Origin of the sequence: Scandinavium sp. (assembly GCF_036271055.1) — a bacterium.
GTDB lineage: Bacteria > Pseudomonadota > Gammaproteobacteria > Enterobacterales > Enterobacteriaceae > Scandinavium.
This window is the reverse complement of sequence record NZ_DATBBJ010000007.1, coordinates 1-12,236: the sequence shown is the minus strand read 5'-3', so window position 1 is coordinate 12,236 and position 12,236 is coordinate 1. Positions and strand designations below refer to the sequence as shown.

At 52.9% G+C, this 12,236-nt stretch carries 10 protein-coding genes; 2 read left to right on the top strand and 8 right to left on the bottom strand.

Annotated elements, in window-relative coordinates; translation table 11 throughout:
• Positions 1-108: 108 nt before the first annotated feature.
• The 4 genes from fbaA to tkt form a co-directional block, all read right to left on the bottom strand.
• Entirely contained in the window at positions 109-1,188 is a 1,080-nt protein-coding gene (fbaA, locus tag VH187_RS00955) for a class II fructose-bisphosphate aldolase (protein WP_329699629.1), read from the bottom strand.
• A gap of 89 nt (positions 1,189-1,277) precedes the next feature.
• Positions 1,278-2,441, bottom strand: coding sequence for a phosphoglycerate kinase (gene pgk, locus VH187_RS00950; RefSeq protein WP_329699628.1), 1,164 nt, complete (start codon positions 2,439-2,441; stop codon positions 1,278-1,280).
• 47 nt (positions 2,442-2,488) lie between these two features.
• The gene (gene epd / locus VH187_RS00945; protein WP_329699627.1) at positions 2,489-3,508 is read right to left on the bottom strand and encodes an erythrose-4-phosphate dehydrogenase; all 1,020 of its coding nucleotides are present in this window, start codon (positions 3,506-3,508) and stop codon (positions 2,489-2,491) included.
• 355 nt (positions 3,509-3,863) lie between these two features.
• Positions 3,864-5,855: a transketolase gene (gene tkt, locus VH187_RS00940; RefSeq protein WP_329699626.1), complete on the bottom strand. Its 1,992-nt coding sequence runs from the start codon at positions 5,853-5,855 to the stop codon at positions 3,864-3,866.
• Between the two features lie 278 nt (positions 5,856-6,133).
• Between tkt and loiP the strand changes: the two genes are divergently transcribed.
• On the top strand, positions 6,134-6,892 hold the full coding sequence (loiP, locus tag VH187_RS00935; RefSeq protein WP_329699661.1) for a metalloprotease LoiP: 759 nt from the start codon (positions 6,134-6,136) through the stop codon (positions 6,890-6,892).
• Positions 6,893-7,040: 148 nt separating this feature from the next.
• Here loiP and speB read toward each other — a convergent pair whose 3' ends face one another.
• The 4 genes from speB to VH187_RS23525 all read right to left on the bottom strand — a co-directional run bounded on the left by speB (position 7,041) and on the right by VH187_RS23525 (position 10,457).
• Positions 7,041-7,961 (bottom strand): agmatinase, encoded by a 921-nt coding sequence (gene speB / locus VH187_RS00930; RefSeq protein ID WP_329699625.1) that lies wholly within the window; start codon positions 7,959-7,961, stop codon positions 7,041-7,043.
• Between the two features lie 147 nt (positions 7,962-8,108).
• On the bottom strand, positions 8,109-10,085 hold the full coding sequence (speA, locus tag VH187_RS00925) for a biosynthetic arginine decarboxylase (protein ID WP_329699624.1): 1,977 nt from the start codon (positions 10,083-10,085) through the stop codon (positions 8,109-8,111).
• On the bottom strand, positions 10,078-10,224 hold the full coding sequence (gene yqgB / locus VH187_RS00920; protein ID WP_329699623.1) for an acid stress response protein YqgB: 147 nt from the start codon (positions 10,222-10,224) through the stop codon (positions 10,078-10,080). The genes speA and yqgB overlap by 8 nt, the downstream gene beginning before the upstream one ends.
• Before the next feature lie 89 nt (positions 10,225-10,313).
• Positions 10,314-10,457, bottom strand: coding sequence for a hypothetical protein (locus VH187_RS23525; protein ID WP_422663479.1), 144 nt, complete (start codon positions 10,455-10,457; stop codon positions 10,314-10,316).
• A gap of 434 nt (positions 10,458-10,891) precedes the next feature.
• Between VH187_RS23525 and metK the strand changes: the two genes are divergently transcribed.
• A complete protein-coding gene (gene metK / locus VH187_RS00915; RefSeq protein ID WP_329699622.1) occupies positions 10,892-12,043 on the top strand; it encodes a methionine adenosyltransferase in 1,152 nt (383 codons plus the stop codon).
• Positions 12,044-12,236: the final 193 nt, after the last annotated feature.

The window sequence follows — 12,236 nt, the reverse complement described above, 5'->3', positions numbered from 1 at the left end:
GTCCGCAATGCCAAGCAGATCACAAAATTATACAAAATCATCCTGTTGAAAAGGCAATAAAAAAGCCCGCTAATTAGCGGGCTTAGGGCAGAAATACGGCTTCAAAAATTACAGAACGTCAACCGCGTTCAGTTCTTTGAATGCCTGCTCCAGACGAGTGATCATAGAGGTCTGAGCAGCGCGCAGCCATACGCGTGGATCGTAGTATTTCTTGTTCGGCTGGTCGTCGCCTTTCGGGTTACCCAGTTGGCCTTGCAGGTAAGCTTCGTTAGCTTTGTAGTAGCCAAGGATGCCGTCCCAGGTTGCCCATTGGGTATCGGTATCGATGTTCATTTTGATAACACCGTAGCTTACGGAGTCTTTGATTTCCTGAGCAGAAGAACCGGAACCGCCGTGGAAGACGAAGTTCAGGCTGTTGTGCGGCAGGTTGTGTTTCTTGGACACGTATTCCTGAGAATCACGCAGGATAGTAGGAGTCAGAACCACGTTGCCTGGCTTGTACACACCGTGCACGTTACCGAAGGAAGCCGCGATGGTGAAACGTGGGCTGATTGCGTTCAGTTTGGTGTACGCGTAATCAACGTCTTCTGGCTGAGTGTACAGCGCAGATGCGTCCATATGGCTGTTATCAACGCCATCTTCTTCGCCACCGGTACAACCCAGTTCGATTTCCAGCGTCATGTTCATTTTGGCCATACGCGCCAGGTACTTAGAGCAGATCTCGATGTTCTCTTCCAGAGACTCTTCAGACAGGTCAATCATGTGAGAAGAGAACAGTGGTTTGCCGGTTGCAGCAAAGTGTTTTTCACCCGCGTCCAGCAGACCGTCGATCCACGGCAGCAGTTTCTTCGCGCAGTGGTCAGTGTGCAGGATAACTGGAACACCGTAGTGCTCAGCCATCTGGTGAACGTGGTGTGCGCCAGAGATAGCGCCCAGGATTGCTGCGCCCTGAGGAACGTCAGTTTTCACGCCTTTACCCGCGATGAAGGCTGCGCCACCGTTAGAGAACTGAACGATAACTGGAGCTTTTGCTTTTGCAGCAGTTTCCAGTACGGCGTTGATGGAGTCAGTACCTACACAGTTTACCGCTGGCAGTGCAAAGTTGTTTTCTTTAGCTACCTGGAACACTTTCTGAACGTCGTCGCCAGTGATGACGCCCGGTTTTACGAAATCAAAAATTTTAGACATGTTATGGTCCTGTATCTTCGGCCGAGAAAAAGAGGTGCGTGCCTTAAAGCCCGCTGAAAATAGGGCAGGTTTCCCTGCCCTTGAATGGCTTACTTCTTAGCGCGCTCTTCGAGCATCGCTACTGCTGGCAGAACTTTGCCTTCCACGAATTCGAGGAATGCGCCACCGCCAGTGGAGATGTAGGAGATCTTGTCAGAAATACCGAACAGATCGATTGCAGCCAGGGTGTCGCCGCCGCCTGCGATGGAGAACGCGTCGCTGTCTGCGATAGCGTTAGCCACGATTTCAGTACCTTTACGGAAGTTCGGGAATTCGAATACGCCAACTGGACCGTTCCACAGAATGGTTTTCGCGTTTTTCAGGATATCAGCCAGTTTCTGTGCAGACACGTCGCCCAGATCCAGAATCTGCTCTTCATCTTTGATGTCGTTAACCGATTTCAGGGTCGCAGCCGCAGTTTCAGAGAACTCAGTCGCTACGCGAACGTCAGTCGGAACTGGGATGTCGCAAGTGGTCAGCAGACGTTTTGCTTCTTCAACCAGGTCTGCTTCGTACAGGGATTTGCCCACGTTGTGGCCCTGAGCGGCAACGAAGGTGTTGGCGATGCCACCACCAACGATCAGCTGGTCAGCAATTTTGGACAGAGAGTCCAGAACAGTCAGTTTGGTAGACACTTTAGAACCACCAACGATAGCCACCATTGGGCGAGCAGGGTTACCCAGCGCTTTACCCAGTGCGTCAAGCTCAGCCGCCAGCAGAGGACCCGCACACGCCACATCAGCAAATTTGCCGATACCGTGAGTGGAAGCCTGCGCGCGGTGTGCAGTACCGAATGCGTCCATCACAAAGATGTCACACAGTGCGGCATATTTTTTAGACAGTGCTTCGTCGTCTTTTTTCTCGCCTTTGTTAAAGCGAACGTTTTCCAGAACCACCAGTTCACCGGCAGCCACTTCAACGCCGTCCAGGTAATCTTTAACCAGACGTACCGGACCAGACAGTTTTTCTTTCAGGTAGTTAACTACCGGAAGCAGAGAGAATTCTTCGTTGTACTCGCCTTCGGTCGGACGACCCAGGTGAGATGTAACCATCACTTTCGCGCCCTGTTTCAGAGCCAGTTCGATAGTGGGCAGAGAAGCACGAATACGCGCATCGCTGGTCACTTTTCCGTCTTTAACCGGAACGTTCAGATCGGCACGAATGAAAACGCGTTTACCCGCCAGATCCAGATCGGTCATTTTAATTACAGACATGGTGAATCCTCTCATTGATTCTAAAGTTTTGCAGACGCGAAAGCGTCTTACCTGAAACCTGTAATGGCCATCGCTAACGTGGTGTCGAGCATGCGGTTAGCGAAACCCCATTCATTATCACACCAGACCAGGGTTTTGATCAGATGTGCGCCACTGACCCGCGTCTGAGTGCCATCAACAATAGCACTGTGCGGATCGTGGTTAAAATCTATTGAGACCAACGGTAATTCCGTATAGTCAACTATACCATGAAATGCTCCCTGTGCCGCTTTTTGCAGCAACAGGTTGACTTCACTGGCTTTAACCGGACGCTTAACAGTCACGCTGAGATCGATTGCCGTGACGTTAATCGTCGGCACGCGTACAGCAATGGCTTCAAAACGGTCATTAAACTGCGGAAAAATTCGGGTAATGCCTGCCGCCAGTTTCGTATCAACGGGGATTATCGACTGACTTGCGGCACGAGTACGGCGTAAGTCCGGATGATACGCATCAATAACCTGCTGATCATGCATCGCCGAATGGATGGTCGTGACAGTACCCGATTCAATTCCCCAGGCGTCGTCTAACAGTTTAATGACAGGGATAATACAGTTGGTGGTGCAGGATGCATTGGAGACAATGCGGTGTTCGCGTTGCAATTCATGATGATTGACGCCGTAGACTACCGTTGCGTCAAGATCGTTGCTGCCAGGATGTGAAAAGAGCACTTTCTTTGCGCCTGCGGCCAAATGTGCTTCGCCGTCGGCTCGCGTTCCATAAACGCCGGTGCAATCGAGAACCACATCAACACCCAACTCACGCCATGGCAGCGCTTCAAGCGATGGCTCATGGAGTAAACGAATGGTGTCATCACCGACGAACAACTGCTCCTGCTCCTGGCGAACATCCCAGGCAAAACGACCGTGGCTGGTGTCATATTTCAGCAAATGCGCGATGCCCGCAGCCTCTGCCAGTTCATTGATTGCCACCACGGTGATTTCCGCACGACGCCCGGATTCATATAAAGCACGAACCACGTTACGCCCAATGCGACCGAAGCCATTAATCGCTATACGTACGGTCATAGATCTCCTGCAAGGCTATCCCTGAGTTATGTGACTGAAAGCGTAATCCAGCCTCATCAGGAAGGGAATCCTTGCTGTCGCAAACTGCGACTGATTGATTAATTGTCGAACATTTAGTCGACTGAAACGCTTCAGCTAGAGTAATCGAAACGCGGAATAAAAGGAATGATTGTCCAGACAGAGAAGCTCGTTATCTGACGTACATCACATTTTTATTGGAATAATTTATGTCGTTGTAACGTCCTTGTGGAATAGCAGACACAAAAAAGCCGGGCAGAGCTTGCGCTTACCCGGCTTATGGTGATGTGCATTTTTTAGGCCCGGCAAGCGAAGTGCAGCCAGGCAAAAAAGGCGATTACAGCAGCGCTTTCGCTTTTGCGACCACGTTCTCAACGGTGAAACCGAACTCTTCAAACAGCAGTTCAGCTGGAGCAGATTCACCGAATGTGGTCATACCGACGATAGCGCCGTTCAGACCTACGTATTTGAACCAGTAGTCAGCGATACCCGCTTCAACGGCTACACGTGCAGAAACAGCTTTCGGCAGGACGGATTCACGGTAAGCGGCATCCTGCTTGTCGAATGCGTCAGTGGACGGCATGGAAACCACGCGCGCCTTCACGCCTTCGGCAGACAGTTTGTCCCACGCCGCCACAGCCAGTTCAACTTCAGAACCGGTAGCGATGAAGATCAGTTCTGGCTGGCCCGCGCAGTCTTTCAGCACGTAACCACCGCGAGCGATGTTTGCGAGCTGAGTCTCAGTACGATCCTGTTGCGCCAGGTTCTGACGAGAGAGGATCAGCGCGGTTGGGCCGTCGTGACGCTCAACGCCGTATTTCCACGCGACTGCGGATTCAACCTGATCACATGGACGCCATGTGGACATGTTCGGGGTCACACGCAGGGAAGCCACCTGCTCTACCGGCTGGTGAGTCGGGCCATCTTCGCCCAGACCGATGGAGTCATGGGTGTAGACCATTACCTGACGCTGTTTCATCAGCGCAGCCATACGTACAGCGTTACGTGCGTATTCGACGAACATCAGGAAGGTAGAGGTGTACGGCAGGAAACCGCCGTGCAGGGAGATCCCGTTGGCAATTGCGGTCATACCGAATTCACGCACACCGTAATGGATGTAGTTCCCGGCGGTATCTTCGTTGATCGCTTTAGAACCAGACCAGATAGTCAGGTTAGATGGCGCCAGGTCAGCAGAGCCGCCGAGGAATTCTGGCAGCCAAGGACCGAACGCTTCAATCGCATTCTGAGACGCTTTACGGCTAGCAATTTTAGACGGGTTCGCCTGCAGTTTCGCGATGAATTCGTTCGCTTTCGCGTCGAAATCAGCTGGCATCTCACCTTTCATACGACGGGTGAATTCAGCCGCTTCCTGTGGGAAGGCCTTAGCGTAGGCCGCAAACTTCTCGTTCCAGCTCGCTTCTTTCACCTGGCCCGCTTCTTTTGCATCCCACTGCGCGTAGATGTCAGACGGGATTTCGAATGCCGGGTGTTTCCAGCCCAGTGCTTCACGGGTCAGTGCGATTTCTGCGTCGCCCAGTGGAGCGCCGTGGGAATCGTGCGTACCGGCTTTGTTCGGGGAACCGAAACCGATGATGGTTTTGCACATCAGCAGGGACGGTTTGTCGGTGACTGCACGCGCTTCTTCTACTGCACGTTTGATGGAGTCAGCATCGTGACCATCAACGCCACGCACAACGTGCCAGCCGTAGGCTTCGAAACGTTTAGCAGTATCGTCAGTGAACCAGCCTTCAACGTGACCATCGATAGAGATGCCGTTGTCGTCATAGAACGCAACCAGTTTGCCCAGTTTCAGGGTACCTGCGAGGGAACACACTTCGTGAGAAATGCCTTCCATCATGCAGCCGTCGCCCATGAACGCATAGGTGAAGTGGTCTACGATGTCATGACCTGGACGGTTGAACTGTGCGGCCAGCGTTTTTTCAGCAATAGCCATACCGACTGCGTTCGCAATACCCTGACCCAGCGGGCCAGTGGTGGTTTCTACACCAGCGGTGTAGCCCACTTCCGGGTGACCCGGAGTTTTGGAATGCAGTTGACGGAAGTTTTTCAGCTCTTCGATTGGCAGATCGTAACCGGTGAGATGCAGCAAGCTATAGATCAGCATGGAGCCGTGACCATTGGACAGCACGAAGCGGTCACGATCGGCCCATGACGGGTTCTGTGGGTTGTGGTTCAGGAAATCACGCCACAGGACTTCGGCAATGTCAGCCATACCCATAGGGGCACCCGGGTGGCCGGATTTGGCTTTCTGTACTGCGTCCATGCTCAGCGCACGAATAGCATTAGCAAGCTCTTTACGTGAGGACATTTTGACTCCAGATCGGACTGTAGAAGGCAATGCCAAAACGGCTTGACGACCGCGCGTTTTAGGCTACGCCGGAAAAAAGTGGTAACAATGTAACCCAAGCCGCAAAACATGTACATGGAGCATCCGCGCGGTGCCTGGGAAATCTCTGGATTGTGCTCGCAGGTTGCGCAATCTCCTCGCGGCGTTGCCGTTATTTTCTTTATACTTGGCTAAATTCCGTTCCGTTGAATAACGGAATATTTCAGACAATGACCACCCATAATTACGGAAAATTAATGATGAAACTGCACTCTTTGGTAGTGGCCTTTGGGATAACGAGCGTTCTGACCGGTTGTCAGAACATGGATTCAAACGGACTGATGAGTTCAGGCGCTGAAGTCTTTCAGGCTTACTCTCTGAGCGACGAACAGGTGAAAACCTTGAGCGATCAGTCCTGTAAAGAGATGGACAGCAAAGCGACTATCGCGCCCGCCAGCAGTGATTACGCTAAACGTCTGACGAAGATTGCCACTGCGCTTGGCGATAACATCAACGGCCAGCCGGTGAACTACAAGGTTTACGTCACCAAAGACGTTAACGCCTTCGCGATGGCTAACGGCTGCATCCGCGTTTACAGCGGGTTGATGGACATGATGAACGACAATGAAGTTGAAGCGGTGATTGGTCACGAAATGGGCCACGTTGCGTTAGGTCACGTGAAGAAAGGCATGCAGGTGGCGTTGAGCACCAATGCGGTGCGCGTTGCGGCGGCTTCTGCGGGTGGCATGATTGGCAGCCTGTCGCAGTCACAGCTGGGCGATTTGGGTGAAAAACTGGTCAACGCGCAATTCTCGCAGCGTCAGGAATCCGAAGCGGATGACTACTCTTATGATTTGCTGCGCAAACGCGGGATCAATCCATCGGGTCTGGCTACCAGTTTTGAGAAGCTGGCGAAACTCGAAGCGGGCCGTCAAAGTACCATGCTTGACGATCACCCTGCATCCGAAGAGCGTGCCCAGCATGTTCGCGATCGCATGAAAGCAGACGGTATTAAATAAATCCTGACGCCGACGATAAAACAACGGGCGTTATTGGCGAAGCCAGTTTGGACACGGACAGCGCGCAGCCACCGGAGCGTACACGTAGTACGTGAGGATGACGAGCACTGCCCGGGTTCAAAATGGCGAGTAAAATAGCCCGTTAAGGTTACTCGCCTTTTTTCGTTGCCTGGATATAGAGCATCTCCAGTGCCAGCGTCGCTGCGGCCAGCGCAGTGATCTCTGACTGATCATAAGCCGGAGCCACTTCCACCACGTCCATTCCGACGATGTTCAGATCTTTCAGGCCACGAACCAATTTGATCGCGCGATCGGAGGTTAAACCACCGATAACCGGCGTACCCGTGCCAGGCGCAAACGCAGGATCCAGGCAGTCGATATCAAAGGTCAGGTAAACAGGCATATCACCGACGATCTGTTTCACCTGCGCCAGAATGTCATCCACGCCGCGATCGTTCACCTGTGCGGCATCCAGCACGGTGAAGCCGTTATCTTTGTCGAACTCGGTACGAATACCAATCTGTACAGAGTGATTAGGATCGATCAGACCTTCTTTCGGCGCGGTGAAGAACATAGTACCGTGGTCAAATTCGCAGCCGTTCGCGTAAGTGTCGGTATGCGCATCGAAATGCACCAGCGCCATTTTACCGAAGTGTTTTGCGTGCGCGCGCAGCAGTGGCAGAGTGACGAAGTGGTCACCGCCGAAGGAGAGCATGCGCTTACCCGCAGCCAGCAGCTTCTCGGCATGGGCTTGCAGTTTCTCACTCATTTCACGGGCATCGCCAAACGCATAAACCAGATCGCCACAGTCCACGACGTTCAGGCGCTCGCGCATGTCGAAGTTCCATGGGAAGCGGTTGTGTTCCCACGCAAGGTTGGTCGATACCTGACGGATTGCCGCCGGGCCATGACGACCACCCGCACGACCAGAAGTCGCCATATCGAATGGCACGCCGGTAATAACCCAGTCTGCATCGCTATCGTAAGGCTGGAAATTCATCGGCAAACGCAGAAAACCAAAAGCGTTAGAGACCAGAGAGTTGTCGTACTGATGACCTAAAGTGCTCATGGATATGACCTCATTTACAGTCGTGTAATGGAAAAAAATAAAAAAAAATCCCCTCCGCGTCGTTAGGCCCGACGAGGAAGGGATTTATTCATGTACAGCTTATTAAGGCGATTATCGCCAAAATTTTGACCGGGTCAAGCGCCCTGTTTATTCATCTTCCAGGTAAGTGTAACCGTACAGACCGGCTTCAAACTCTTCGAGGAACTGCTGTTGCAGCGCATCGTCAAGATCGGTCTGTTTCACCTGGTCGCGGAACTGGGTCAGCAGTTTTTTCGGATCAAGCTGCACGTATTCCAGCATATCTGCCACGGTGTCGCCTTCGTCGGAAAGTTCCACTTCTACGCTGCCGTCAGGGAAGACAAACACGTCCACCGCTTCGGTATCACCGAACAGGTTGTGCATGTTGCCCAAAATTTCCTGATACGCGCCGACCATAAAGAAGCCCAGCATCGGCGGGTTCTCAGGATCGTATTCCGGCATTGGCATGGTGGTGGCGATCCCGTCACCGTCGACGTAATGATCGATAGCACCGTCGGAATCACAGGTGATATCCAACAGAACGGCACGACGTTCCGGCGCATGGTTCAGCCCTTCCAGCGGCATGACCGGGAATAGCTGATCGATGCCCCACGCATCCGGCATCGACTGGAACAGCGAGAAGTTGACGTAAATCTTGTCCGCCATCCGCTCCTGCAATTCATCAATAATCGGACGGTGCGCGCGGTTGCTCGGGTCAAGCTGCTTCTGCACTTCGTGACACATGCTCAGATAAAGCTGTTCCGCCCATGCGCGCTCTTGCAGATTAAAGGTGCCAGAAGAGTAGCCGGTGTGAATATCATGCAGATCCATCTGGCTGTCGTGCAACCATTCACGCAGCGAGCGGCGACCGCCCGGTTCGCGCATTTCCTGCCAGGTTTCCCACATGCTTTGTAACGCGCGAGAAGCATCTTCGGGAGGCGCAACCGGCGTGGTGTACTCGTTACGCTCAACGCCGATGATGTTCGACACCAGCACCGTATGGTGCGCGGTAACCGCACGACCAGACTCGGTGATCACCGTTGGATGCGGTAAGCCGTTTTCTTCGCAAGCGTCGCCAATCGCCCAGATGATGTTATTGGCGTATTCATTCAGGCCGTAGTTGACGGAACAGTCAGACTGCGAGCGCGTACCTTCATAGTCCACGCCCAAACCGCCGCCCACGTCAAAGCACTGAATGTTGACGCCAAGTTTGTGCAATTCAACGTAAAAACGCGCCGATTCACGCACGCCAGTGGCGATATCGCGAATGTTTGCCATCTGCGAGCCCAGATGGAAGTGCAGAAGCTGAATGCTGTCCAGACGACCGCGCTCGCGCAGGATTTCGACCAGCTGCAGAACCTGAGTGGCCGCCAGACCGAATTTGGATTTCTCGCCGCCGGAAGACTGCCATTTGCCAGAGCCCTGAGAGGCCAGGCGAGCGCGTACTCCAAGGCGCGGCACCACGTTCAGCCGCTCGGCTTCTTCCAGTACGATGGCGACTTCGGACATCTTCTCGATAACCAGATAGACCTTGTGGCCCATCTTCTCGCCAATCAATGCCAGACGAATGTATTCACGGTCTTTATAACCGTTGCAGACGATAACACTGCGGGTCATTCCGGCGTGCGCCAGCACGGCCATCAGCTCGGCTTTAGAACCGGCTTCCAGGCCCAGCGGTTCGCCAGAATGGATAAGGGATTCAATGACGCGGCGATGCTGGTTTACCTTAATCGGGTAAACGAGGAAATAGTCGCCCTTGTAGCCGTAGGATTCACGCGCACGCTTAAAAGCGGCGTTAATCGAACGCAGTCGATGTTGCAGGATCTGCGGGAAGCAGAACAATGCAGGCAGTCGCTGTCCTTGCGCTTCACGAGCTTTCACCAGTTTGGCGAGATCCACCTGTGCATCTGGCACATCCGGATCCGGGCAAACGCTGATATGACCCAGCTCGTTCACGTCGTAGTAGTTGTTGCCCCACCAGGCAATGTTGTAAGTACGAAGCATCTTGCTGGCTTCCTGAGAGCTCATTGCCACCTCCTGCATGGAACGTAGTACACCCTGCTCGCCGGCTGACGAAAGGGAAGATAAAGACATGTCGTCAGACATAGCGAACCTCAAATGTTGTCGAAAGTGTAAAACAGTTGACTACTATCGCAATGTTATAAAGCGATAACAACCCATAAACAGCCGTCTGATTCAGCAGAGTATGCTGAACGTCAGCCTGCGCGACCGGTTTCTTGTTCATATCATTGTAAAACATCGACCCGGGGTTTGTAGGACCACGGAGAAACCACGAGAAAACCCCTTACGAACAGGAGCGCCCAAGTCCTGGTATTACAGTGCCTTGCCGGCCCTGGAATCCTGAGATGTGCCCAAATGGGAATAACTTCGGCTGGTATTTATCGAAGAGAAAGGTGTTGTGGGATTTAAATGCACGCCTGAACGGCATGACTGAGTCTGCAAAAAACGATGGTTCATTATGTCGTATCACCTCCACGCCAACCCTTCGGGGCCAGCGACAAGCCAAAGCCAAACTATTCCGTGTAAAAAACACTGCTTAACCCGGCTGGAAGTGGCGACACGAAGGAACATCATCGTGCGCTGATTGAGTGAGCCGCGCGCGGCGTTTTATACCGACAACGGGGGTAAAATGCAAAATAAAAATGCGCACTCTTCCACCACTGTCAGGAAAAATTGCCAGACCCTTTCGCGGGCAGTTAGGACGTATCTCAAAAAAAACTGGAAATGGGGTGAATACCTGACCTAAAATAGCCGTCCAGATGTTAATCCATCTATACTGATTAACACCCAGACTGTTGGTGTGTTTACCCACAGCCTTTGGTCGAAACGACTATCAAAGTCTTAATCATCAACAGTTTGAGCTAACCTAATTCTTCCAGGTGAAATAAAACATGGCAAAACACCTCTTTACGTCCGAGTCCGTATCTGAAGGGCATCCAGACAAAATTGCTGACCAAATCTCTGATGCAGTGCTTGATGCGATCCTCGAGCAGGATCCAAAGGCGCGTGTCGCGTGTGAAACTTACGTCAAAACCGGGATGGTTTTGGTCGGCGGTGAAATCACGACCAGCGCGTGGGTGGATATCGAAGAGATCACCCGCAACACGGTTCGCGAAATTGGCTATGTGCATTCTGATATGGGCTTTGATGCCAATTCCTGTGCGGTACTGAGCGCCATCGGCAAACAGTCACCTGACATCAACCAGGGCGTTGACCGTGCCGATCCGCTGGAACAGGGTGCGGGTGACCAGGGTCTGATGTTTGGTTATGCGACCAACGAAACCGACGTGCTGATGCCAGCGCCAATCACCTACGCCCACCGTCTGGTGCAGCGTCAGGCTGAAGTGCGTAAAAATGGCGCGCTGCCGTGGCTGCGCCCGGACGCAAAAAGCCAGGTCACTTTCCAGTATGACGACGGCAAAATTGTCGGTATCGACGCAGTCGTGCTGTCCACTCAGCATTCAGAAGACGTTGATCAGAAAACCCTGCAAGAAGCGGTGATGGAAGAAATCATCAAGCCAGTTCTGCCTGTCGAATGGCTGAACAGTGCGACCAAATTCTTCATCAACCCAACAGGCCGTTTTGTTATCGGCGGCCCAATGGGCGACTGCGGTCTGACCGGGCGTAAAATTATCGTTGATACCTACGGCGGCATGGCACGTCACGGCGGCGGCGCGTTCTCCGGTAAAGACCCATCGAAAGTTGACCGTTCTGCGGCATACGCTGCGCGTTATGTGGCGAAAAACATTGTCGCTGCGGGTCTGGCAGACCGTTGTGAAATCCAGGTTTCTTACGCGATTGGCGTAGCAGAGCCGACGTCCATCATGGTTGAAACCTTCGGTACTGAAAAAGTGCCGACCGAGCAACTGACCCTGCTGGTGCGCGAGTTCTTCGACCTGCGCCCGTATGGCCTGATTCAAATGCTGGATCTGCTGCACCCAATCTACAAAGAAACCGCCGCTTACGGCCACTTTGGTCGCGAACATTTCCCATGGGAAAAAACCGACAAAGCCGCCCTGCTGCGTGACGCTGCCGGTCTGTAATTAACAACTGATAGCGTTCTTAAAGGCCAGCCTCGTGCTGGCCTTTAGCATTTCTGCTCCCGGAATTTTGCCCGCCCGCGCTTCGCTTTTGTAAGCTACATTTCTTTAACGCCCTGCACGCGTGAGATATCGCCGCCACCCGGCAAACGACTCCTACTGAAACCGCTTACACCACGCAACAAAAGCACTTCTT